The following is a 25,496-nucleotide window of genomic DNA, read 5'->3' on the forward strand; positions in this document are numbered from 1 at the left end:
TCAATCTAAATAAAATTAAGAAGGTGAACGAATGATGGAAAGCTTAGATTTTTTAAAAAAGCATCTTTGTATGTTAGAAGAAAAATTACTTAAACCAGAAATTCGCACCTCACAAAATGAACTGAAAAATCTACTAGCCGATGAATTTTTTGAATTCGGAAGTTCAGGTAGAGTTTTATATAAAAATGATCAATTAGAAAATGGCATTGGAATCGTAAAAATGACATTAAGTGATTTTGAAATTCATCCATTATCAGACGAAATTACACTTGTTACTTACCGAATATTTAATGAAATAAAGAAACAACATTCCTTACGTAGTTCAATTTGGAAGTTTAAAGAAGGTCAATGGAAAATGTATTTTCATCAGGGCACACCAACAGAGTTTTAGGTGTATTTATAATAAGAACACGAATCCTTGATTTGTGTTTTTTTTTATTTAGGTTATTTAATTTTCTATATTTATTTTCTGTTTCAAATGATTTTCAAATTTATGGTAAGATAATGTTAGTATATTTACTAAGGAGAACAAAATGTATTTAACAATTAAAGAAACAGCGGAATACTTAGATGTTGAAGAATCCTATATAAACCAATTAATTCAAGAACGAAAAATAAGAGCAGTACATGATGGTGAACAATATTTAATCTACAAAGAGCAATTTAATAATCATTTAGAACAAATGGAAAAAGCAAAAAAAATGATTGCAGATTACTATAACGAACCAATTCCTGAGGACCCAGATGTAAAAGACGAAGATTAACATAAAATCAGATTGTAAGAAGTTGCTATTACAAGTTACTTTTTTCGATCTGATTTTTTGTGTTTTTATGTTTTAAATGAAATTCAACAAAAAAATATTAACTGGAATTAATTCACAATTGATTACTTCATACAAATTGTATACATTATTATCATAAGTATTTTTTAAAACTTTCTGACTTACATTTAATGAAAAATTCAAAAGTTACTTTAAGGAGTGTTATACAGTGAAAAAGGGAGTAATGATAATTGTCCCCGTCCTTATAACAATATCGATCGCTTTAAGTATGAATAATGCTTATCACGAAATGATCTATTCAGGGGTAGGAGAAGGTTTTACTGATTTTGTTAAATATTTAGTGCATGGACTTTTCTAATAGTTATTCTATATTGATTATAATAAAAAAAACCTGTCTCTTTAATGGATACAGGGATTTTTTTTGTATTAAGTTGTTCTAAATTTGTAACATTTATGGAAGTCCCAAAAAATAAATCAATGTTATTATACAAATGAAAGGACCTCGTTCAAGTCTTTTCCCTTTTATTTAGCCCTATTGTACTTGCTCGTATCAATTAGAGCTCTTTTTTCTAATTATTTTAATTTACCTTAATTAGTAAAATTTTATTAAAAAAGTGTTGGTTAAATTAAATAGATCATGTATGGAGTTTCAATAATTAAGTATTGAACTTTTTATTTGTTGGACAAAATTTTACCAAGATTTTAAAAAGTTGTCGCAATATACTCTTTAAAATTGTGTACAACAAATACACAATACCCTTATGCATTCATAGCCAAACTCTTTATTCAGAAATAAAAGGAGTGTTTAATATGTCCAATCTGTTTGATGATTTTTTTAGAGGCGGTTTTAAAGAAAGTGATTTTGGCAATATTTTTTCAAAAGTTAAGGTACCTGAAGATCTTCATAAAAATTCAGAAGATGAGGATTTCTTCAAATTAAATAACTACGTAGATAAATCTCTTTTTACTAAAGGAGTCTATGACAAGTTGAATCATAACGAAGTAGAATGTAAACCTATAAACCTCTCTCCAAGATTTGGAAAAGATCTTATATGGGCAAAATGGCTATTGAGAAAGTTAAGGGAAATAAATCAAAAAGAGTATAAGAATATTTAATACTAATGCCCCTGTGTTCTTAATTGGATCAAGGGCATTTTTCATTTAATCAATTAAACAACAATTATCTTACTAGAGTTGACCAACTTAGTACTAATTTACATGTGAGAAAGTAATTAGTGTATTTACAAACAAAAAGACACCCCGTTAGCAAGTGTCTAAATTGTCTGTTACTGTGATGGATCACAGCTAAGAATGATACAACTTGAAAAAGTTCACATATTTTTCTATTCATGCGCGTACCATTATGGGTACATTTTATAAAATCCTTAATTAATAAAGTTTATACATTTGAGGAATAATATAAAAAATTTTTATTCTAATACTTTACTTTAGATGACAGGTGAGGGGCAGATATGAACTACTGAATTAAACTTATGTTTTTACTACATCATATTACTTTTTATCGCTCAACGTTTATTCAAATTCTCCTGCGCCATTCTAACTAATTCCTTCACCATATTCCCACCAATCCGGCCACCTACTTTACCGTTTTCATGGGAGGTTACGAAAGGTGTTAAAGCGTTAATACTAAAGGCGTTGTTAAGGGTTTAAGGAGTTTGAATAACTACCAATATAACTAAGTTAAACAGTTTTAAATTTTGTTCTTCAATTAAAAATACTATAATGATTGGAGAATGATTATTGTGTTAAACATTTTAAAAGAATATTTATTAGATATGGAAATTAAGGGTAGAAGTAACACAACCGTTACAACACATAAGTATACTGTAAATGCTTTTTGCAGCTGGTACGGTGGCGATTTAAATAATATAGATACTTTTACAATTAAGCAATATATAAAATTTTGTATGAAAACGGTAAAACCTTCAACGATTAATAAAAAGATAGCTACATTGAAGGTGTTTTTTAATTGGTGTAGCAGAAGAAATACTTACTAAAAATCCCGCTGAAAAGATTACTTATTTACCAGAAAAAAAACCAATGATTAAAACTTTTAACCATGATCATGTTAAAGCAATAATTAATTTCTATAATGGTAAGTTTTATTTAGATATTAGAAATAAAACTTTGGTTACAATGTTGATTGAAACAGGAATAAGAAATAGTGAAATTAGACAGATTCAACTAAATGATATTAGCGATAATGCAATTAGAATTCTTGGTAAAGGTAATAAAATTAGATATGTTCCAATTAGTTTACATTTACAAAAGCAGTTATATAAGTTTTTGAGAAAGAGAGAAGAATACATTAACGGAAAAGGCTTTACTACACTTTTTTTATTCGTTTCAACTCATGGAGGTATGTTAACAATTAAGATGCCTTTAAACGTTGTAAAAAGGGCTTGTCTTGAATTAGGGATAGAAGATGTAAACGGTATAGTACATAACTGTAGAAGATACTATGCACAGACAATGCTAGATAATACGGATATATATACTGTGAGCAGATTGCTAGGACATACAGAATTAAGAACCACACAAATATATTTAAATTCAACAGACGATAAAGTTATTTTAGAGAGAGGAATGAATAGTCCACTTAGTAAATTTAAATAAATAGGATATCCTTTCAAATTCATGCTATATGGTTATATTTTTACAACGGGCTGTAGATGGTAAACGGATTTCCTCATAAATTTAGACTTTTTTTATGCTGCTCAATCATTCAATAATGGAAATTTGGATGAATATTCATTGTCAAGATTACTTGGTCATTCTGAAATTTCAGTCATTTCTTCTTGTGCTTCACACTTTGTTTTAAATCCACTACGGTATACTTGTTTACGGTTACCTGTTTTTGGATTTATACCGGCTTCAATTCAAAATGACCATAACTTACCTACTTTTTTGATAGTCATTTTAGCACCTCCAATTTCTGATGGAGGTAGGGTGTTATTTTTAGCTTCTTCATTGATATGATTCTTCTTCAACTAACTGGCAGTTTAGTTGAAGAAGGAAAACTTATTGTAAACAAAGAAAATATTAAATGAAATAAATTTGTTATGAGGTGAAAGTGTTGGTTACAAAACAAGATGAAATTAAAGTAGTAGTAGGTGCAGGAGCGTTTAACAATAATCCTGGATGGATTCAAACACAAGAAGATGAACTTAACATATTAGATGAGATTACTTGGGAAAGTATATTTGATAATAATTCTATCTCAGCTATTTTAGCTGAACATGTATGGGAGCATCTTACCTATGAAGAAGGTGTGGATGTAGCTAAAGTATGTTATAAATTTTTAAATCCTTCAGGTTATATTCATTTTGGTGTTCCTGATGCGTTTTTTCAAGACGAAACCTATCAAAATTTAGTGAAAGTAGGAGGACCTGGACCTAAAGACCATCCAGCTACAATCTATAAAATATTATGGTATTAAAATAAAAATAAGGAATATTTTTCCTTATTTTTATATTCAAGAACTTTATCTTACATACTTAAAAGTTTATTGACTTATTATCGAATAAGTAGTTAAATTATAACAGACCGATTGTTCTTTTCTTGGAATGAATTGAATAAGATTGAGGAAGGAGCGATGTTTTAAAATCAGATGTTTTATAGTACAGAATTGGATTTAAATATTTTTTTTGGTTGAAAACAGACCAAACGGTTTTTTATTGGAGGGTGATATAATGACGAGTAAAAAAAGTTCAATGTTTTCTCAACTAATAGCAGGTTACTTGTTGGTCATTGCGACATCAGGATTTGCAAGATTAGCCTATGGTGTATTAATGCCTTCTATGCAAGAAGATTTAGCTATCAACTACGCTCAGGCAGGATTTTTAGCTACGATCATTTCACTTGGATTTTTGGTCATCTCAACACTTATTGGCGTTTTGGCCCAAAAGTTCGGGATAAAGAAAATTGTATTAGCCGGAGGATTTTTAGTTACAGTTTGTCTGTTCCTTCTTTCATTTGCAAAATCATATTATTTTGTCATGCTAATCATGTTTCTACTTGGAGCAGGAAGTTCATTAGTATTTGCACCACTTATGTCCCTAATGGTTACTCAGTTTGCCAATAAAAAAGGGCTTGTTCTTGGGATTTTATTGAGTGGTGTAGGTTCAGGGATGCTTTTAAGTGGAATAATAACGACCAATCTAAGTGATTACTTTCCATCTTTAGGGTGGAGGGAAATTTGGACGATTTTCGGTATTATCTCCTTTATCGTTACAATTTTATCATTGTTCGTACTAAAAGAGGGAGAAAACAAAACGAATACGAAAAACAATCAAAATCAATCAATTAGCAAGGTATATAAAAATGTAAAAATTATTCGAATTGGAATTATTTATTTCTTGGTAGGAGTGGGCTACCTAATCCCAGTACTTTTCCAATCATCATTTATGATTGATTCAGGCTTCAGTGAAAAAATTGCAGGAAATGTATTTGCGTTATCTGGGTTATCTATCATTGTAGGAAGTCCAGTTTTTGGAATGATTTCTGATCGTATAGGAAGAAAAAATTCCTTACAAATTGCATCGATCTTTTGCATGATTGCAGGAATTCTACCTGTCTTAAATCATCATCTTATTGCTTTTGTAGCAGCTTCCATCTTATTTCCGTTTTCACTCGGAGGATTTTTGGTACTTATCCAATCTATGGCAGCCGAACGAGTAAGTCCATCTCTAGTCCCAGCCGTCTTAGGCTTTGTGTCAGTATTCTATTCGATTGGCCAATTAATAGGTCCATCCTTAGCAGGAGCGGTTATTGAAAAATTTGGTGGAATTCAAAGTGCGTACATCCTTGCTTCATGCATTTTTCTTGGTACCTTAATCATTACTAGTTTTGTAAAAGAGAACGAAAAGGAAGAAATATTGGCAGTTCAGACAAATCATTACTAGAGGGGCTATTGGGATAGGAGAAGGAATAGCAATAGAATTTTCCAATCTCCTTTAACTATTTAAGTTTCCGCTACGATAGGATAGATTGCTCTTTTTAACATGATTATTATTAGGGAAAATTGGATTAATACGTTGATGTTAGATTGACAATACTTATAATAATATGTTTTAATAAAAAAAGACCAGTTGTTCTTTTTTAGAATAAGGAGGTAAGTAACATTAATAAAGGTGAACGAACTAAAAAATACATCATTGATAAATCATCTACATTATTCAATAAACATGGATATAAATCGACCTCTATCTCTGATATAATGACAGCCACTGGTTTAAAAAAGGGTGGTATTTATAATCATTTTGAAAATAAAGATACTTTGGCCGAAGCTTCGTTTACTCATTCTTTAAATACCCTTAAAGAATATTATAAAGAAGCAGTTGCATCAAAAGATTCTGCTTATGATCAATTTAAAGCATTTATTAGCGTTTTTAATACTTTGTCTCAAGATGAAATTGTCATAGGTGGATGCCCGTTGATGAATGCAGCAATAGAAGCTGATGATTCAACTATTGAATTCGAGGATACAATAAAAGAAGGATTTACTGACTTAATCAAACTTATTAAAACGATTATCATTCATGGAAAGAATCGAAATGAAATTGGAAGTGACATAGATCCAGAAAAGATGGCCGTTTTCATACTGTCTTCATTAGAAGGAGCATTAGCCCTTAGTCGTTTATACAAAGATAAAAATTATTTAGATATGGTAAATATGCAATTAATAGAAATTCTTTTCTAATTGCGATTTCCATATTTTTTTGAAACAAAAAACAGACCATTCGGTTCTTTTTGTTAATTGTTTTTAGAGAGGTGAGTTGCATAGTAATTTGTGACTTTGCTATGATCTATTCTTTATTTTCATTTTAGGTTTATGTATTTAAATAATTTTAATACTGAAAGGGGAATTTTAATGAAGAATACCATTAAATTAAATTCACAGAAGGAAATTTCTGTTCCTCCTGTTGCAAAATTAATCGGCTTTTATCCAATCAAGATTAATAGAGGAGAGACTGTATTTCAACTTGAGACAAAGGAAGACCATTTCAATCCGATGGGAACCGTTCATGGTGGCATACTTTGTGACCTGGCGGATGCGGAAATGAGGGTTGCGTATGCTACCTTATTAAATGAAAGTGAATCCTTTACGACTGTTGAATTAAAAATAAATTATTTAAAACCTATATGGCAGACAACTTTAAAAGCCCATGCGGTAGTAGTCAAAAAAGGAAGCAACATCGGTTTTATTGATTGCTCAATATATGATGAAAAAGAGTCATTGATTGCGAAAGCAAGTTCAACATGCATGACGCTTAAAGGTGAAAGTGCAAAAAATAGATAGCAATGGCAAAATCTCTAGAATTTGCTCAAGGAGGTTCTTTATGAATCGCAGGGTTGTAATAACTGGTTATGGTGTAGTATCACCATTAGGTAATGATGTGGACACATTATGGAAAAATATAAAGGCTTCAAAATCTGGCATTAAAAAGGTTGAGTTCGAGGGCTATGAAAATATAAGTACAAAAATTGGTGGCCATATCGAAAAACTTTTTCCAGAAGAATATTTTGATAAAAAAGAGTTAGGTAAATACGATAAATTTGTTCAATATGCGTATATTGCAGTCAAACAAGCATTAGATCAAGCAGGACTAGACCTCGAAAAAACAGATCCAAATCGATTAGGAGTTTTTATTGGCTCAGGAATTGGTGGATTAGACACTGTACTAGAAAATCATAAAATGCTTTTAGAAAAAGGAGCAAGAAAAGTATCTCCTTTCATGGCACCAATGATGATTAGTAATATGGCTGTAGGAATCGTTTCAATCAAAACAGGTTTCAAAGGAACAAGTTTTTCACCTGTATCTGCCTGTGCCACTGGCAATCATGCAATTGGAGAAGCCTTTCTTAACATTAAGCACGGATATTCTGACGCAATATTGGCAGGAGGATCTGAAGCTTCCATCAGTCCTTTAGCTTATGCTGGTTTCTCTAGGATGAAAGCGATGTCAACTAATAATGATTCACCCGAAACTGCCAGCAGACCATTTGACAAGCAAAGAGATGGTTTTGTTATGTCAGAAGGAGCAGGTATTTTGTTACTTGAGGAATATGAGCATGCTAAAAAAAGAAGGGCAACTATTTTAGGTGAAATCATTGGTTATGGATCAACAACTGATGCCTATCATATTACTTCCCCTGACTTTCATGGAGCAGAACGAGCAATGAAACTCGCATTGAATATGGCACAGATCCAACCAATAGATGTCGATTACATCAATGCTCATGGCACGAGCACACCTGAAGGTGACAAATCTGAAACGAAAGCAATTAAGAGTGTATTTGGAGACCATGCATATAAACTGAAAGTAAGTTCAACTAAATCTATGACAGGGCACTTATTTGGAGCTGCTGGAGGAATTGAAGCAATCATCACCCTTAAAAGTATTTTGGAAAATACAATTCCACCTACAATTAACTATGAATATCCAGATGAAGAATGTGATCTAGATTATGTTCCAAACCATCCAGTTCATGCCGAAGTAAACTATGCGATTTCAAATGGATTCGGATTCGGTGGACATAATGCAGTTTTAGTATTTAAGAAATTCAATGATAGTTTATAAATATAGCTCTTTCTATTATATAAAATACAAAAATAAGGAGGGCTATCATGAGCTCAAATACCACATTAAAAACTGCAAACTATGTACGTTTAAATAATATCCGAAAATTTGAGTCTTTGTCAGAAGAGTATTATGATATACAGCCGATTCAGTTTAATAACACAATCAGATGGAATATAGGTCATTTCATGGCAATCACGGATAGCATGCTTTTCAAACGAATTACGGGATCATCAAGGCTACCTGATGGATTCGTTGAACTTTTTAAGGGCGGAACAAAACCTTCGGACTGGACTTTATATCCACCTTCAAAAGTTGAATTGGTTCAACTACTAAAAATACAATTAGACGATATAAATTCAACCTTTATGGGTAAATTAGATGAGAAGTTGAAAGATCCATTTTTGATTCGTGATACTTCGTTTGTAACAATTGGGGATATTTTAGCGTTTGTAACAATACATGAAGTACAACATTCAACGACTACAACCTATATATTAAGGGAGATTCAACGTTTAAAAACAAACACAGAGATTAATAAATAAATAAATAAATAAAACTATGAGGATGATATAAAATGAAAAATTTAGAACAAAATTTAAATACTTTCACTGCAGAAACTGTAGAAACATCTTATATAGAAGCGGATGGCATTCGGTTCGCTTATCGGACTTTCGGTGGACCATCGGATGTTCCGCTCGTTTTCTGCCAACGTTTCAGAGGCACGATAGACGATTGGGATCCTGCTCTCATCAATGCACTGGCAAATGAACGAACGGTTATTCTGTTCGATAGCGCGGGCATAGGATTGTCATCGGGAGAGACACCGGAGTCGTTCTTTGGAACGGCGAAATACGCATATGCTTTCATTCGAGCGTTAGGACTTAAACAAGTCGACTTGTTGGGATTTTCAATGGGCGGTTACATTGCTCAAATCGTGGCGTTAGAGCATCCGGATTTGGTCCGTCGCGTGATTTTGGCAGGTACGGGGGGAGGAACCGGAGAAGGCACGGAATCCGGAAAACCTGAAGTATTTCAAGTTGCGTTCAAGCCAGTTAACGATCCCGAGGATTTCTTATACTTGTTCTTTGAGCAAAGCGAGACGAGCAAAGCGGCAGGCTTAGCATATTTAGAGCGTCTTGCCAGAAGAAAAGAATCAAGAGCGCCGCTTGTAAAACCGGAATCGGTGCAAGCCCAAATCAAAGGTGCCGGGGCATGGGGAACGAATTCAACCTTCGACCGACTGGGAGAAATCAAGCAGCCCGTGCTCGTGGCCAACGGAAATCGCGATATCATGATCCCTACCGTTAATTCTTATATCATATCTCAACGAATTCCGAATGCTCAACTGATTATTTATCCGGATTCCGGCCATGGTTTCTTATTTCAATACCCGGAGTTGTTTGCAGAACATGTAAATATTTTTCTTAATAAAGATCTTAAATAACAAATTGAATTAATATTTTAACATCGGATAATTATGAAAAAGATGACTTAACAATGTCATCTTTTTTCATAGAAATAATACTCCACGATAATGTCGATACAAGAAGAAATGAAATTTGAAGATATGCTTTGTTTTAATTTATATGCAGCTTCACTTGAAATTACACGATTATATATAATAATCCTTAATAAGTTCAATATCACATATCCACAATATATTGACTTGTTTATTCTTTGGGAGAATAAAGTTTGTACGGTCAATGAACTAGGTGGAAAGATTTTTTCTTAATTCTGCAACGTTGACATCTTTATTAAAAAGGCTTGAATCTACAGATTTAGTATATTGTAAACGCTCATTTGCAGATGAAAGAAAAATTGAAATAGGTATAACTCCAAAAGGAGCCTCATTACAGAATGACTTGCAAGATGTTTCAGTTTCAATCTTTGCTAAGTTTTGTAAAACAGAAGAGAACTAGAAAGTTTTGAACGCGCTTCAATGGATAATAGTTAATAAACACTTAAGGTTTGCTAGACATTAAAAAGAACTTCAGTAAACACCTAAAACTGCTAATACAATTATCACTTACAATTTCAAACCATTAAAAAATAATAAGAATAAATAGATTATTTAGAATAATAATAAGGATCTTTTATTTAAAATTTAAAAGGAGTGTGTTTCAGCTATTTGATACAAACATAGAAAAATACAATCATAAGATAACGATAGTTCTTTTAGTTGAACCTTATAATGATTTTATAGCCTTTGATGGGAAACTTTATCCGTATGCTAAAGAAGTTTTAGAGGAAGTATACCTACTAAATCACTTAAAAGAAATAATAGAGAAAGCTCGACAAGTAGGTATTCAAATTTTTTATGTACCACATCATAGTTGGGTGCCAGGAAATTATAGTAAATGGAGTCACCCAAACTCAAATCTAATAAACTCTGTCAGGGCAATAACTTTTGAAAAAGATACATGGGGTGGAGCATTTCATGACGATTTTCAATCTCAAGAAGGTGATATTATCATTAAAGAACAATGGGCTCAAAGTGGATTTGAAAATACTGACCTGGATTACCAGTCTAGGAGGCATGGTATTAATAAAATTATTGTAATTGGTATGTTAGCAAATACATGTATTGAATCGACTGCACGTTTTGGAATAGAAATTGGTTACCATTTTATTTTAGTAAAAGATGCAACGGCAGCATTTAGCAAAGAAATGATGCATGCAGCTCACGAGTTAAATGGTCGAACTTTTGCACATACGATTTTAAGTAAAGATGAACTTAATCTTATCAACCAAGGGTAGTCAAATGAGAGATAATATAATAATTCCTGTATGGTCGATTGGTAGTTTTCTAATTGTGATGAACACTACAATGTTTAACGTTTCAATTCCTGAATTAATAACCGACCTCAACATCTCAGCTAATAATGCTTCATGGATACTTTCTGGATACTCAATTGGTTTTGCTCTCGCAACAGTTATTTATAGTCGGCTTTCAGATTTTATACCAATAAGGTATTTGTTGACTTTTGGTCTTTCTATCTTAGGAGTATCTTCTATATTAGGGTTTTTCTCAAACACTTTTGAATTTGTATTAATTGCTCGTCTTTTGCAATCATGCGGTGCAGGTGCAGTACCTGTTTTAGGTGCAGTATTAGCAAGTCGCTATGTTCCATTAGAACGTAGGGGAAAATCACTTACAATTCTTGGTTCGTCTGCAGCACTTGGTTTTGGATTAGGGCCAATCGTTGGTGGTATGATTACTGCTTATTTAGGTTGGCAGATGCTTTTTATCGTAACTACCCTTGTGTTACCGTTAAGCATAGTATTGTGGATGTTACTTCCAAAAGAGGATTCTTACAAATTAAATTTTGATTTTATTGGTGCGATACTGGTTATCTTAACAACAGCTTCATTGTTAATTTCAATATCAAAATTATCAATTCTTTTCTTCTGTTTAGGAATAATTTTTTTGATATTATTAATCATGCAATTAAGAAAAGTAAAAAATCCATTTCTTCAAAAAGAATTATTTCAAAACCATGGATATCGAAAACTAATTATCGTAAGTTTTATATCTTTTGCTTTAAACATGTCGATGTTGTTTCTAATGCCCTTGGTTCTAGGGAATGGATTTCATAAGTCTACCGCAACTGTTGGACTATTAATTTTTCCTGGTGCAGCCCTATCAACTATCTTAATAAGATTTATTGGTGGTTGGATTGATAAATTTGGAAATTTTCTTTTTTTAATTTTGGGTTTTTGCTCAATGCTTCTTTCAAACTTGATTATTTCTATTTGGATTCATGAATCAGCTATTGTTTTGACAATTGCTTATTTATGTTTTGCGCCAGCATTATCTACCGTTACATCGGCATTGACTAATGAAGTATCTGGCATTTTGCCGAAAGAAATAGTTGGCTCGGGAATAGGCTTATCCCTTTTATTTCAATACATGGGGGGGGCATTTGCAGTGGCATTATGTGGACAATTAATTGAATTTCAAAATCAAACAGATTTAATAACTGCTTCTCAACATATTTTTTATCTTCTTTATATACTGTTACTTGCTGCATTTGTCGTGTTATATACTTATTGGAAATATAAACAATCAATTAGAAAATCGACTCCAAATTCTAAAATTTAAAATAAAAATGACTGACTAAGAAAATTGAACCGAAATACCAAGTTTACCCCTACACTTACAAAAAAGTTTAGAAAAAATTGTAACAAAAAATATAAAAAACTTATTAATTATATTTCTGGTAAATAAAGTGATCTACTTGGATTAGGAAATAATTATTAATTCTTTATTGAACTACTATGGAAGTACGTTTTAAACTTCCATTCATTGTGGTGAATTCTTGATTCATGGTTGGCTTACGCATGCATTAGTTAAACAACAAAAAGAGGATGATCTTAGGATCTTCCCCTTTTTATTGAAGTTATTTTTGATGAAAAACAAATGTTTCTTTAAAATTTCTGATTTGATTTCCTTTTATAAAATGTGAATACAGGGGTAATTTAAACACGTAAGAAATAGTATCAACGGAAATTCTATTTATTTTTAAAGCATTCTCAAATATATAGACCCTTAAAAAGAAAGGAATGACTTGGCATGAGCACTCAAACTAACTCACCTCAATTACCAGAAAATCTTCGTAAATTCAATCCAGTAACAGTGATTGGAGCTGGTCTAATTGGTATATCATGGACAGCATATTTTCTTGCGAAAGGATTGGAGGTAAAAGTGTATGATGTTCGTCCTGATTTAGAGGACGTTGTGCATAAGGGGATAGTACAGATTATCCCGACGTTACGTGAACTTGGACTCCCTACGGAAGATCTTACAGACAGACTTATTATTGAGAAGGACCTTGAACGTGCATTGGATGGTGCTGCATTGGTACAAGAAAACGGCCCTGAACGTATTGAATTCAAACAAGAGTTATATACTCAGATTGAAAAATTTGTAAATAAGGATGCTTTATTACTGTCATCTTCTTCTGGGTTAAAAGCGAGTGATATTTCTAAAAACATGGTACATCCTGAACGAATGTTGATTGGACATCCTTTTAATCCGCCGCATCTTGTCCCACTCGTTGAGGTTGTACCTGGAACCAATACGGCACAAAAGACAGTCGAGCAAGCTGTTGCTTTTTATAAAGAGTTAGGGAAGAATCCACTTGTATTGAAGAAAGAAATAGCTGGATTTGTTGCTAATCGTCTTCAATCAGCATTATTTCGTGAGGCTATCTATTTAGTGTCAGAAGGCGTTGTTTCGATGAAGGATCTTGATGAAATTGTAACAAGCTCGATTGGTCTTCGATGGGCAGCAGGTGGACCGTTTTTGACTTTCCATTTAGGGGGTGGAAAAGGAGGATTCCCTGCTTTCCTAAAACATCTAGGACCAGGAATGCATTCACTTTGGGATAATCTTGGTAAGCCACATTTAAATGAGGCTATGACTCAATCATTATCCGAATTGTCTATTTCTTCTTTTGGCGATACATCGGTCGATGATCTTGAAATAGAGCGTGATCAACGACAAATAAGTATCCTTCGTTCATTAAATAGAAATACAAATTAGATTGATAAATATGTAAAAAAACAATTGGGTCCACTTAATTAAATGTTAGGCTCCTTGATTTTTGAATTTTTAGAAATTTGGATTATGATGGATAACCTACATCAAATAGTTTAATAAGAAACAATTTGAATAGTAAATAACAAAACAATCCAATAACCATATCTCACTTGGGGGAGTATCTAACGCATATAACATTACACCTCAAGACAGCATTCTTAATAGGCACGGAGATCAAGCCTATATGGAAAAAGTGATTCGAGATGCAAGAGGTTGTACAGATTTCGTAGCGGTGATTCAATATCCAAATAATAAGACGCAAATTCCTAACCATTATAAATTCACATACAAAATTCAGGGCAGAACCATTACAGATGAATTTGACAATGTAAACCCAGATGAAGTGAACAAAAATTTAGGGAAAACGACAGGTACGAGCAGTACGCCACCGAAGACAGACAATGTACCTGCAAACAAAACGGAAAATAGTAATGAAGATGTTTGGAGTATTTTTATTTGGAGTAACAGCTTTTTTACTATGGTTATTTTATGGACTCTTATTCAACTACCATGGGAGTACGATATAAACTTCCATTCACTGTTGTGAATCTGAGGATTCATGGATGGCTAACGCGTGCTTTAGATACTATAACAAGGATCGACGATTTGTCGGTCTTTTTGTGCGACGGGCAGTCGCATAGGGTGCTGACCTAGTCAGCGCCCTTCAATTATTTTATTTAGACAGAGACGACACTTCGGTGTAACGACTGGATGAAGGATAAAATTATGAATTCCAGATGGTGAAAATCCATACTCGAGGAGACTGACCTAGCTCGAGAAGTCTAATCTAGGGCATTATCGCGAGGTATTGTCTGAAGGAGATGCGGTAAATCGAGAGACCCGTAGACGAAAAGATAGACCCTAATGCAAGAAGTGTGAAGCACGGCGGCGGGATAAGTTGGTGACTCTGCGAAAAGTGAGGAAACCCACTAAAACGGCATTTTCTTTAGAAGTCAGAGCGAGAAAATGTGGCTTATAACGTGATGGTGCAGGGTATGTCTTGAAGGAAAATGCGATGACCCCGTGAGGTCTCCACCTTACCGAACAGGCAGGGTTCTAATCTATAAGGGCAATCCGAAGTGATGAAGAACGGGTGGAGAAGTCAGACGTTCTCATAGTACGGAAGTAGTTCGATGACCATAACATCGAATGAACGGAAGGGGAACGACCTATGGCTCCAAGTCATGGACGAGATGGAATGTTAACAATCAAGTTACTGAGGTAAAACCGTTTGAATGAACATCAAGGAAAGGCATGGAATATGTAATGAATCAAGAGTGGAAATTTAAATTACACAGTGTTTATGGTCAATTATTATTCGACCGTAAATTAACACAAAGCTTTGAACAAGTAAAAGCGAATAAAGGTACAGGTGGTATTGACGGAGAATCAATCGAAAGTTATGAGTCTAACTTGAATGGAAATATTTTGTCACTACTTGAAAAGTTAAGAACGAAGACCTACAAAGCACAACCAGTCAAAAGAGTATACATACCTAAGAAAAATGGAAAGAAACGACCATTGGGAATTCCGACAATTCAAGACCGTATTGTTCAACAGAGTTTAGTAAATGTGTTACAACCAAAATTTGAGGATCTACTGTTTCATAATTGGTCAGTAGGATATCGACCAAATCGAGGAGTTCAAAGAGCCCTTCAAATAATTTTATGGAATATAGAACAGGGATATAATCATATATACGATTGTGATATAAAAGGCTTCTTCGATAATATTCCACATAAGAATCTAATCGGAATATTAAAGAAATACGTCTCGGACCGAACGGTCCTTAGTCTCATTGAACAATGGTTAAAGGTTGGACACATGGAAGAAGGAAAACTGATTCATTCTGACTACGGGACTCCTCAAGGTGGGGTAATTTCACCATTACTAGCAAATGAATGGTATTCGCTTCGTTCGTTACGCAGATGATTTTCTTTTATTTGCGAAATCAAAAGAATCAATCGAAAAAGCAGCGTCCTTAACTAAAGAAAAGTTGAAAGAATTAGGATTAGAGATTTCAAAAGAGAAAACTAGAGTAGTCAACTTTGAGAAGGACGATTTCGATTTCCTAGGTTTCACATTTCATCATTGGAGACCGAATAAGAAAGATAATAAACCTATATTTCATGTGACACCTAAGGAAGAATCAATCAAAGACTTTCGATTGAAAATTAAAGAAAAGACTCGAAAGACATTAACTCTGAGTAAAGAAGAATGGGTTAGTCGTGTGAATCCAATTATACGTGGAAAAGTCAATTATTATGTGACGATTATCAAAGCGATTAAGGCTAATGAAGAACTAGGTCAGACAAGTCATTGTATTACCAGATGGACGAGAAATCGACTTCGAAATCTAGATGGATACATAAGAAGGCGACTGCGAGTAGCCTTTATTCATAAACATCCAACCCAAAGAAAAGGGGATAAAATGAATAGTTTATGGAATAACTCATTCTTTCTAAAGACTAACCTAATCCCATCTTATTGGCTTTACTTAAATAAAGTTTTGGGCTACACAAAAGAACAATATCTAAATGACATGAAGAAAACAACTAAACGCAACATACAGACAAGGATTAAAAGAGAAAGAGAAAAGGGAAAAGAATATTACAACCCTATTCGTCTCCAAAAGATGCAAAATGCCTGGAATGCATCCTCTTGATAAACACTACAACATATGGGTAAGCCGTATGCCTTAATAGGGCACGTACGGTTTGATAAGGGGGAAGTCTCGTGAGAGATTTCCCTACTTTATATTTGTGAAAAAAAGACAAGAAGTATGAAGTCCAGAACTTGTAATTTCTGGACTCGTGATTATAGGTTCCTTTTTCAATATAATGGCAGGGTAGTTAAATAAGGGATGATTTGAAATTCTATTGAAAGATACCATTTTTATTTTGGTTTCCTTTTTTCTTTTGATTAGTATCTTTAGGACTAATTAATGCTTCTAAAGAATTTGATGCACTTTTACCAATATGGAAAAGTCTAATGGTGCAACTAATGGTTGAATATAGGAAAGTAAAACTATATACTTTAGGAGAAGGACAAAATGTAATTACTAGTAAATAACCTTGGTATATCAACGTTTATTCAAATTCTCCTGCGCCATTCTAACTAATTCCTTCACCATATTCCCACCAATCCGGCCACCTACTTTACCGTTTTCATGGGAAGTTAAATTGCCATTATATCCTTTCGTTAAAGGAACTCCAACTTCTTCAGCAGCTTCGAATTTAGCATCTTCAGGATTAGAAATATGCATTACTTTAGCTTTTAAAGCATCTAAAGCTTTTCTAGATTCAGGAACTAAGATTTTATTTTTTCTACTCATCAAACCCACTCCTTTTAGTTGTAGATTTCCCGTTTATTGATTTTTTTAATTATGGAAATAATTGCTATAAAATAGGGAATGTTACATAATGAAGACATGCGTTGATTAATCGATATAAAAGGAGAATGATGATGAAATCTTTTAATGTAACATTTCACAAAGAAGATAATGTAGATAATATGTTAATCCAAAAATTGAATGACGAGGAATACCATAAGTCTACTGAAGGTGGAACTAGACATTTATTCGAAATCGATACGAATATAGGCTTTTTTGTGTTTTTAGATTCAGAGGATAATGAAGGAAATGTATCTCATTTAGTCCTTCAATATAATGAAGAAGATGAAGATCCAGTTGCTTGCTATTCATTTGCAATGAAAGATTTTTATGAATTCATGGCTTTATATTTAAATGATTTGGAATTCGTTGATGAAACTTCTGAAGAAGAAGAAGTTGAACTTGATGCTTCTAGTTCAATTCATCATTTAGTTCATCTATTATTCCATGTAATTGAAGAAGGCGAAGACTTAGAAGTATAAATTACCAAATAAATGTATATTCTTCCAAGAAATGCCGAGTTTATATCTTTGAAAGTGGGTATTTATGCAAAAAATGGAAGTTTCACTAATTTATTTTGGTTAGTAATTAAATACTATTATTTCAAAAAAAGCACTTGATATTTTTATCGAGAGCTTTTTTTATTTTAAGGATTCTACTTTGTCTATCATAAATAACTTTCGACTCAAGTAAAATTTAAACAAGGATATTTACAGAGGAGCTTGTAAAAAAATTAAAAAGTAGAATAGGAGTCGATCATATTGAATTTGCCACAGTCTGTATTTATAAAAGAAATTGGACCTCGTATTAATTTTCAATATGGATCACGATTATCTATTGACCAAAAATTACAATGGATTAACTATCTGATTGATAGTGGATTAAATCATATCGAAGTATCCACTTTAATGAATTTTCCGAATAAACAACAGTTTAGTGAAGCTACCGAATTAGTATTGAAGCTAAAAAGAGATCATCACCTAACATATGGAGTATTAGTACCAAATAAAAGAAGTTTAATGAGAGCATTTGTTGTAGATGCAGATGAAATTAACTTTTTTATCTCAACAAGTGAGTCATATAATGTTAAAGTTAAAAATTGCTCGATTACTCAATCATTGAAAGATATAAAAGAGATGACAAAAGTAACGAAAGATTATGAAAAGCTATCGCGTGCATATATTACAACGGTATTTGATTGTCACGATGAAAAAGTGAGTCATCAAAAAGCCATCGATATAGCATCGCGCTTATTAGATGATGGTGTGGAGGCGTTATCATTTGTTGATACGGTCGGAAAAGTAACACCTCAACAAGTTATGTTATTTTTGGAGGATTTATTAATAAAAATACCGAAAGAGCGTTGTTCGATGCAATTTTATAATACTTTTGGGAACGGCATTTCTAACATCTATACTTCTCTTTCGTATGGGATTCAGCGGTTTGAATCAGCAAATGGAGGGTTCGGAGGTTGTTTTCCATCTAATGAACAAAATAGAATGATTGAAACGGAAGATTTAATTTCATTTTTACATCGACTAGAAATTCCAACTGATGTTGATGAAGTAAAACTACTAGATGCTACGAACTATATTTCAAACCAATTAAAAGAAGATCCTACTAGTAAGTTATTTTCAAGATTACCATCCAAAAAGCATCTAACATGATGCTTTTTTATTTTGTTTTTAATAATTTGGACAAGAATTGAATTTTTTTTGCATATAATTTACTAATTTGAATGAAAGGAGAATTGATTATGTCTAACTTTGAAGCAATTATATTAGGCATCATTCAAGGGTTAACCGAATTTCTCCCAATCAGTAGTACCGGTCATTTATATATTGGTAGACATTTATTCGGGTTAGATGAGGCAGGCTTATTATTAGATACGTTAATGCATATTGGTACTTTATTAGCAGTTTTTGTTTTTTACAGTAAAGAGTGGAAAGGTTTGATCAAAAAACCTTTTTCAAAATTAACTTTATTACTATTTGTAGGAACATTACCCGCTGTAATTGTAGGCTTATTATTTAAAGATTTTTTTGATGAGATTTCTGTTTCAGGTAAAACGATTGGGTGGGAGTTTATTTTTACTGGTATTATTTTATTTATTGCTGATAAAAGGAGAAAAGGGAAGAAAACAATGGAGGAGCTAACTTGGATTGATGCCTTATTCATCGGCTCATTTCAAGCACTTGCTATATTTCCAGCGGTTTCTCGTTCAGGTTTAACGATCGCTGCAGCATTATTTAAAGGAATGGAACGAAAAAGCGCAGCTTATTTTTCATTCTTACTATCTACCCCTGCAATTTTAGGTGGAATCGTATTCCAAGGAAAAGATCTTCTTGGTGGAAATGCGGAACAAATTGCGTTTTTCCCGTTATTTCTTGGAACATTAGCCGCAAGCTTATTCGGTTATTTAGCCATCAGTTGGATGATCAATTTATTAAAAAAACAGTCACTGAATATTTTTGGCTATTATGTTATTTTTTTAGGGGTTAGTATCGTAGTGCTTCAGTATTTGAAGATATTTTAATACTTTATATGGATAAAAAAAGAGCAGAATCTTCTGCTCTTTTATTCATTAAATAAATTTCATGATGTTTATTTAGAAGTTAAATCCTTGGTACAAACGCCAAGGACTATTGTTGTCTTATTAAATCTGTTTAAATAAAGGATTTTTAATAATTAATAGATTTCAAGTTACCAAATTATCAACTAAAATTAAAGTATCACCTTACAGGAGAAAAGACAGATGCAGATTTTTATTACTCTAAAAAGTTTATCTAGACGAAAAGGATTTATAGAAAAAAAACCATTTGAAATTGAAAAAAAACCATTAACCCTTGAAGAATTAATACAAGAACTACTCTCAATAAACGTAAATTCATTTAATCAAAAAGAAATAGGAATTCCGTTTCTTCCTTATCTAACTCAGGATGAAATCAATATGAAATCAACGGTCGGTAAGATTGGGTTTAATAAGATCAATAATGATACGAATGCTAATGTAAAGGAAGCAATATCTACTGCTTTACTAGCATTCCAAGACGGCTTATTTAAAGTATTTTTAAATGATAATGAAATAGAAAATCTTCAAGAAAACATTGACTTACATGAAAATGACGAGTTTACATTTATAAAACTAACGATGCTGTCAGGCCGTATGTGGTAGAAAGGAATTCAACATGAATCAATATAAAGAATATTATCAAAGCTTAGAAGAAAAATTACATTTACTTGACGGAGATCATTTAAAAATTGCTAGATTAATGATTAATGGTGCAAAAAGTAGTTCTTATTACAATCACGATTATGTTAACCCAATCAGAAAATTACTTTCCGCTAATCCAAACTTAACTAAAAACGAATACTTCGAACCTATTCGATTCATTATAAAATCTTTATTAGGTGAACAAGAATTAAACAAATTTGATTATATTCTAGCTCATGTAATTGATTTTCCACATTCAGAAAGTTATTATAGAAGACCTTTTCGAACGAAGGATATGTCAGTACATACAAAAAAAGTGATCGAAAAATCATTTGAATTAGTACGATGGAATCAGCACGATGTGAATTTAAAAACGCTTCTAACCACACCCTCTGAATTAAGTGAAGACTATGATTACCATTCCATATTAAGTGATTTGATTGCTTATGAACTTGACCATAAAAATGAAGAAATAAAAAATTCACTAAAAGAAATTATTTACGGTGAAAATAATACGGCTTTACTAAGTAGATGGATGATTAAAGGGATGTTTAAATCTCATAAACAGGAAAGCTATGAAGATTTGGGTAAATTACTTTTAGCTGCGGGTCTACAAGAAGGCTTAAGACAGAATATAGTTGAAACAATGGATGAAGGTACTATCGATGGAATGAAGTTTCTTCTTCAAATAATTATTGAGAATAATTTAACACGTTTTAGTTCGATTGTAAGAGCACTAGCCGTTTGGACTGGTGTTGAATTTGAGTCGAACAATAAAAGAATCGTGAATCAAGTTATTACCTATATTTCTTTAGCATTAAATAACGAAGATATACGAAATGATTGGACTTCTCAAAATAATGTAGATCAGCTGTATATTTCTTTATGGGCTAAAGGTGTATATGAGGAAGCTGATTTAATCAATGAAATTAGTCTGATTTTAACAAACGGCTTACATTATCAAAAAGTAGTTGCACATTATTTAATTGGCCAATTAGAAAATAAACAACTTATTTATTCTCTATTAACTAATCATTTCGAACAAACAGATATAGAATTGCAAGCCTGGACGATTAAAAATTATCCATATCGTTGTTCAACGAGATATAACTTTTTAAGTGGAAATGAAAATAAATTTTTATATTATAAAGAACCGCTTTTACAAGATAAACTTGAACGTACTAAGCAGTTCAATTATTTTTGTAATCTCGTAGAACATGGTCCTAAAGCAAACAAAGTACTAAATTCTAGCGCATTTAAACAGATGGAAATAACATATTCACCGGATACGATTATTCAAATTTTAATCTATTTAACGGCGTATGATTTAGATCATAATTGGATTGCTCAACTAATGGAGTACAAAAAATATATGAGCGCTGAAACTAGATCTCAGTTCTTAGACTATTTTATCGTAAATATTGATGACCCAACTCAAAAGGAATATCTTTTTAATGCTTTATCAGATAGAAGTGTATTAATAAGAGAAGATGCTATAGCTAAAATTAAAAAAATAACGTCTTTTAACGACTCTGATATCGCACGAATTGAGGCATTACTTACGCTTAAAACACCATTAGTTAGACAAGAAGCAATCCATTTACTATTAAAGCTTAAGGACAAACAGTTAAAGGTATCGTTAAAACGTTTATTGAGTAGTAAGAAAGCTCAACAACGTCTTGGGGCATTGGATATTGTAAACCAAACGAAAGAACATAACGTACACAAATCCAACTTTGATCAATATAAGGAATTACTCCATTTAATTTCTAATCCAACGGAAAATGAGCGGTTGCAGATTGATAAATTAACAAAGCAAGAATGGAACGAAAAAAATGGATTTGGTTTATATGACCCAAGTAAAATTAGGCCAGTTCGAAAGCTTGAAATTGAAAAATCATACCAACAAAAAGAATGGTTTACACTTAATAAAGCGACAATTTTATCTTTTCTAAATGGTTTAACAGAGCTAATACATGAAAATAAAGATTATGAATTTGAAATCGAATATTGGGATGGACAGAAAGAATTCGTTTTATTAGGTAGTCATATAGAGATGATAAGACATTATAAATCAGATGACTTAAAAATGATAGATCAATTACCTTTACCTGATGTTTGGAAAAACTATTTGATTTCTAGTGGTCTTCGTACCAACCAAATAATTGAATTATGGTTTTATTTAAATGGACAAGACTTAGTAAATTACTACGATCATACATTTAGCCCTTGGGATTATAAGTATCGAAATTATGATTTAACTGATGAAGAAAATCTTACTCCATTAAATAGCCGTCAGAAAGACTTACTTACTTCATTTTTTCCTATTTCGAGCTTAAAAAAAGTAGGCAAAACGTTTGTTGAGCTGAATTACGAACAACAAATTAGAAGTATTATCGAAGCATATTTTAATGATCTGCCTAAAGAAGATAAATTCCATTATCTATTAAATCAACTAAAGTCGTTTTCAATACTCATTGCAGATGGATCAAATTGGCTTAAGATTTATGATTATTTGTCTGAGTCGTTAATTGAATGGTTAGAAGAATCAATTTATGACGATGAATCATTTATTAAGTACTATGAATATAAAAATTATCTTTACCATTACTGTAAAAAGCGTTTATTTAAAAACTCACCAGAAGATTTAATACGTGCTTACAATTTAAATGTAATAGATGAAAATGAGCTTCTTAAAGAAATTCTGAGTGATCCAAAACGAACTAAATTCTTTAGGGAAATCTATGTTGAAAACAGTGAATTAGTAAAGAAATACCCTGAAATCGCTAAAATAGCAAAAAAAATACTAGAAAAGGTTTTAGAGATTGAATTAAAGCGGGGAGATTTAGCAACAAGTGTATCGAATTTTGCTGGTGGGATTGATTATTTTGAAGGTACTTCTTACTTTGTTCAAATTCTTGAAAGGCTTGGCGATGAAGGATTTGTTCGAGGATATTTTTACGCAAGTGGTGAAGAAATTTCTAAGAAAGAATCGTTGAGTTCATTGTTAAGAGCATGTTATCCGAATGAACATGATCATGTTGAAATCCTATTTAACTTATTAAATGATAAAGAAATATCAGAAAAACGTTTACTTGAAGCTGCGATGTATGCGCCGCAATGGCTTGATCTCGTTTCTTACTATTTAAATTGGAGCGGGTTAAAAAGTGCTGCATGGTATTTCCATGCACATATTAACGAAGATTTTGAGGATAAAAAGGCTGCGATCGTCGCACATTACTCTCCAATTGAGCCTATTCAATTTAATGATGGTGCATTTGACATTAATTGGTTTACTGAGGCGTATAAAGAGTTAGGATCAGAACGTTTTGAGATCCTTTACGATTGCGCCAAATATATTTCAGGAGGGGCAAATCACCGTAGATCACAATTATTTGCTGATGCTGTTCTAGGAAAATTAAATTTAGAAAATCTAAAGACTTCTGTAGTCGATAAACGAAATAAAGAGCACTTATTATGCTATAGTTTAGTTCCTTTAGATAATTCAACTACAAAAGATTTAGTTATTCGCTATGAATTTATTCAACAATTTTTAAAGGAAAGCAAACAGTATGGAGCCCAAAGAAGAGCTAGTGAAGCGAAAATAGTCGAAATTGCATTAGGAAATCTAGCTAGAAATGCTGGCTATTCAGATACCATTCGAATGACATGGGATTTGGAATCTAAAAAGGCGGAGGAATATATCATCTATTTTGAGCCCAAAAAGATTGATGAACTAATGATTAGACTTGAATTAAATGAAAAAGGGGCAGTTAATTTCATCATTGATAAAAACGACAAAGCTTTAAAATCCATTCCAGCTAAATATAAAAAGCATGAGTATATTTTGAAATTGACTGAAGTAAAGAAAGAAATTAAAGATCAATTAAGAAGAGCAAAAACTGAGTTAGAAAAATCGATGGTTTCAGAAACGATATTTACAGTTAAAGAGTTAGATAATTTGACTAAAAATATGATTGTAAAACAACTAATGAGTAAGCTTTTATTTGTGAAGGAAAATAAAATTGGATTTTTTGAAGATAACAAGCTGATAAGTCCAAATGGTAACGAATATCAACTAAGCGGTTCGGATTTCTTAAAAATTGCACATCCTACACATTTATATAAGAGCGGTATGTGGAGTGAATGTCAAAAATTTATTTTTGAAAATAAAATCGTTCAACCTTTTAAACAAGTTTTCCGAGAATTATATTTACCAACTATTGATGAATTAGCAAATGGTAAAATTTCGAGAAGATATGAAGGGCATCAGGTACAACCAAGAAAAACCGTGTCGTTATTAAAAAGCCGTGTATGGACAGCAAGTTACGAAGAGGGATTACAGAAGGTTTTTTATAAGGAAAATATTATTGTTAAGATTTATGCTGCAGCGGATTGGTTTTCGCCATCTGATGTTGAAGCACCTACATTAGAGACCATAGAATTTATTAATCGTAAAACATATGAAAACATTTCAATTGAGGATATACCGACTATTATTTTCTCTGAGGTTATGAGAGATGTTGATTTGGTTGTAAGTATAGCTCATGTTGGAGGAGTAGATCCCGAGGCAAGCTTTTCAACCATTGAGATGCGAAAAGCAATTATTCATGAGTCACTTAGATTAATGAAAATCTCAAATGTTGATTTCTCTCAAAATCATGCAAAAATATATGGAAAACTTGGTGAATACAACGTACATCTTGGAAGTGGAAACACTTATAAGAATGCGAAAGGAGCTTTATATATTATCCCAGTTCATTCACAGCATAGAGGGAAAATCTTTTTACCATTTATTGATGAGGATCCAAAAACAGCCGAAATTTTATCAAAAGTTGTTTTATTAGCTCAGGATCAAAAAATTAAAGATCCGAACATATTAATGCAATTAAATTAAATC

25 protein-coding genes and 3 pseudogenes are annotated in these 25,496 nt (G+C 32.3%); 26 read left to right on the forward strand and 2 right to left on the reverse strand.

Going from position 1 to position 25,496, the window contains the following annotated elements:
- Positions 1-34 precede the first annotated feature (34 nt).
- From ACFVRR_RS14065 to ACFVRR_RS14080, 4 genes are all read left to right on the forward strand, one after another.
- Positions 35-391 carry a nuclear transport factor 2 family protein gene (locus tag ACFVRR_RS14065; protein ID WP_387329705.1) on the forward strand — a complete coding sequence of 119 codons (357 nt, stop codon included), beginning with the start codon at positions 35-37 and terminating at the stop codon, positions 389-391.
- A gap of 142 nt (positions 392-533) precedes the next feature.
- Positions 534-764 carry an excisionase family DNA-binding protein gene (locus ACFVRR_RS14070; protein WP_387329488.1) on the forward strand — a complete coding sequence of 77 codons (231 nt, stop codon included), beginning with the start codon at positions 534-536 and terminating at the stop codon, positions 762-764.
- Positions 765-990: 226 nt separating this feature from the next.
- The gene (locus ACFVRR_RS14075) at positions 991-1,140 is read left to right on the forward strand and encodes a hypothetical protein (RefSeq protein WP_387329491.1); all 150 of its coding nucleotides are present in this window, start codon (positions 991-993) and stop codon (positions 1,138-1,140) included.
- Positions 1,141-1,592: 452 nt separating this feature from the next.
- Entirely contained in the window at positions 1,593-1,898 is a 306-nt protein-coding gene (locus ACFVRR_RS14080) for a hypothetical protein (RefSeq protein WP_387329494.1), read from the forward strand.
- A 410-nt stretch (positions 1,899-2,308) separates the two neighbouring features.
- On the opposite strand, the pseudogene ACFVRR_RS14085 reads toward ACFVRR_RS14080, so the two are convergent.
- Positions 2,309-2,407: pseudogene (locus ACFVRR_RS14085) on the reverse strand (small, acid-soluble spore protein, alpha/beta type); the annotation flags it as partial.
- Positions 2,408-2,545: 138 nt separating this feature from the next.
- Between ACFVRR_RS14085 and ACFVRR_RS14090 the strand changes: the two are divergent.
- From ACFVRR_RS14090 to ACFVRR_RS14170, 17 genes and pseudogenes are all read left to right on the forward strand, one after another.
- Positions 2,546-2,800, forward strand: coding sequence for a site-specific integrase (locus ACFVRR_RS14090; RefSeq protein WP_387329497.1), 255 nt, complete (start codon positions 2,546-2,548; stop codon positions 2,798-2,800).
- Positions 2,801-2,843: 43 nt separating this feature from the next.
- Positions 2,844-3,419: a tyrosine-type recombinase/integrase gene (locus tag ACFVRR_RS14095; RefSeq protein ID WP_387329500.1), complete on the forward strand. Its 576-nt coding sequence runs from the start codon at positions 2,844-2,846 to the stop codon at positions 3,417-3,419.
- Between the two features lie 138 nt (positions 3,420-3,557).
- Complete coding sequence (locus ACFVRR_RS24320; protein ID WP_483867344.1) at positions 3,558-3,782, forward strand: hypothetical protein; 225 nt, start codon at positions 3,558-3,560, stop codon at positions 3,780-3,782.
- A 94-nt stretch (positions 3,783-3,876) separates the two neighbouring features.
- Positions 3,877-4,233, forward strand: a pseudogene (locus tag ACFVRR_RS14105) (class I SAM-dependent methyltransferase); the annotation flags it as partial.
- 262 nt (positions 4,234-4,495) lie between these two features.
- Positions 4,496-5,707 (forward strand): MFS transporter, encoded by a 1,212-nt coding sequence (locus ACFVRR_RS14110; protein WP_387329503.1) that lies wholly within the window; start codon positions 4,496-4,498, stop codon positions 5,705-5,707.
- 251 nt (positions 5,708-5,958) lie between these two features.
- Positions 5,959-6,504, forward strand: coding sequence for a TetR/AcrR family transcriptional regulator (locus tag ACFVRR_RS14115; RefSeq protein ID WP_387329711.1), 546 nt, complete (start codon positions 5,959-5,961; stop codon positions 6,502-6,504).
- 171 nt (positions 6,505-6,675) lie between these two features.
- A complete protein-coding gene (locus ACFVRR_RS14120) occupies positions 6,676-7,104 on the forward strand; it encodes a PaaI family thioesterase (RefSeq protein ID WP_387329506.1) in 429 nt (142 codons plus the stop codon).
- Between the two features lie 40 nt (positions 7,105-7,144).
- Positions 7,145-8,386 (forward strand): beta-ketoacyl-ACP synthase II, encoded by a 1,242-nt coding sequence (fabF, locus tag ACFVRR_RS14125; RefSeq protein WP_387329509.1) that lies wholly within the window; start codon positions 7,145-7,147, stop codon positions 8,384-8,386.
- A gap of 47 nt (positions 8,387-8,433) precedes the next feature.
- Entirely contained in the window at positions 8,434-8,931 is a 498-nt protein-coding gene (locus tag ACFVRR_RS14130; protein ID WP_387329512.1) for a DinB family protein, read from the forward strand.
- A 32-nt stretch (positions 8,932-8,963) separates the two neighbouring features.
- Positions 8,964-9,833: an alpha/beta fold hydrolase gene (locus tag ACFVRR_RS14135; protein WP_387329515.1), complete on the forward strand. Its 870-nt coding sequence runs from the start codon at positions 8,964-8,966 to the stop codon at positions 9,831-9,833.
- Between the two features lie 268 nt (positions 9,834-10,101).
- Positions 10,102-10,308: a transcriptional regulator, SarA/Rot family gene (locus tag ACFVRR_RS14140; protein ID WP_387329518.1), complete on the forward strand. Its 207-nt coding sequence runs from the start codon at positions 10,102-10,104 to the stop codon at positions 10,306-10,308.
- 196 nt (positions 10,309-10,504) lie between these two features.
- Complete coding sequence (locus tag ACFVRR_RS14145; protein ID WP_387329521.1) at positions 10,505-11,146, forward strand: cysteine hydrolase family protein; 642 nt, start codon at positions 10,505-10,507, stop codon at positions 11,144-11,146.
- 4 nt (positions 11,147-11,150) lie between these two features.
- Positions 11,151-12,491, forward strand: coding sequence for an MFS transporter (locus tag ACFVRR_RS14150; protein WP_387329524.1), 1,341 nt, complete (start codon positions 11,151-11,153; stop codon positions 12,489-12,491).
- 471 nt (positions 12,492-12,962) lie between these two features.
- The gene (locus ACFVRR_RS14155; RefSeq protein ID WP_387329527.1) at positions 12,963-13,934 is read left to right on the forward strand and encodes a 3-hydroxyacyl-CoA dehydrogenase NAD-binding domain-containing protein; all 972 of its coding nucleotides are present in this window, start codon (positions 12,963-12,965) and stop codon (positions 13,932-13,934) included.
- Between the two features lie 163 nt (positions 13,935-14,097).
- Positions 14,098-14,358, forward strand: a pseudogene (locus ACFVRR_RS14160) (DNA/RNA non-specific endonuclease); the annotation flags it as partial.
- Between the two features lie 887 nt (positions 14,359-15,245).
- A complete protein-coding gene (locus tag ACFVRR_RS14165; RefSeq protein WP_387329530.1) occupies positions 15,246-15,923 on the forward strand; it encodes a reverse transcriptase domain-containing protein in 678 nt (225 codons plus the stop codon).
- On the forward strand, positions 15,889-16,656 hold the full coding sequence (locus tag ACFVRR_RS14170) for a reverse transcriptase domain-containing protein (protein WP_387329533.1): 768 nt from the start codon (positions 15,889-15,891) through the stop codon (positions 16,654-16,656). Before ACFVRR_RS14165 ends, ACFVRR_RS14170 begins: the two co-directional genes overlap by 35 nt.
- A gap of 417 nt (positions 16,657-17,073) precedes the next feature.
- Here ACFVRR_RS14170 and ACFVRR_RS14175 read toward each other — a convergent pair whose 3' ends face one another.
- Positions 17,074-17,325, reverse strand: a complete 252-nt coding sequence (locus tag ACFVRR_RS14175; protein WP_387329536.1) for an alpha/beta-type small acid-soluble spore protein — start codon at positions 17,323-17,325, stop codon at positions 17,074-17,076.
- A 131-nt stretch (positions 17,326-17,456) separates the two neighbouring features.
- On the opposite strand from ACFVRR_RS14175, the gene ACFVRR_RS14180 reads away from it, so the two are divergent.
- The 5 genes from ACFVRR_RS14180 (at position 17,457) to ACFVRR_RS14200 (ending at position 25,493) form a co-directional block, all read left to right on the forward strand.
- Positions 17,457-17,864 carry a cytosolic protein gene (locus ACFVRR_RS14180; protein WP_098861219.1) on the forward strand — a complete coding sequence of 136 codons (408 nt, stop codon included), beginning with the start codon at positions 17,457-17,459 and terminating at the stop codon, positions 17,862-17,864.
- Positions 17,865-18,143: 279 nt separating this feature from the next.
- Positions 18,144-19,049: a beta/alpha barrel domain-containing protein gene (locus ACFVRR_RS14185; protein ID WP_387329539.1), complete on the forward strand. Its 906-nt coding sequence runs from the start codon at positions 18,144-18,146 to the stop codon at positions 19,047-19,049.
- A gap of 89 nt (positions 19,050-19,138) precedes the next feature.
- Positions 19,139-19,918 carry an undecaprenyl-diphosphate phosphatase gene (locus ACFVRR_RS14190; RefSeq protein WP_387329541.1) on the forward strand — a complete coding sequence of 260 codons (780 nt, stop codon included), beginning with the start codon at positions 19,139-19,141 and terminating at the stop codon, positions 19,916-19,918.
- A gap of 219 nt (positions 19,919-20,137) precedes the next feature.
- A complete protein-coding gene (locus tag ACFVRR_RS14195) occupies positions 20,138-20,557 on the forward strand; it encodes a hypothetical protein (protein WP_387329544.1) in 420 nt (139 codons plus the stop codon).
- A gap of 13 nt (positions 20,558-20,570) precedes the next feature.
- The gene (locus ACFVRR_RS14200; protein ID WP_387329547.1) at positions 20,571-25,493 is read left to right on the forward strand and encodes a DUF4132 domain-containing protein; all 4,923 of its coding nucleotides are present in this window, start codon (positions 20,571-20,573) and stop codon (positions 25,491-25,493) included.
- Positions 25,494-25,496 lie beyond the last annotated feature (3 nt).

The organism is Gottfriedia sp. NPDC057948 (assembly GCF_042887255.1).
Classification (GTDB): Bacteria; Bacillota; Bacilli; order Bacillales; family Bacillaceae_G; genus Gottfriedia.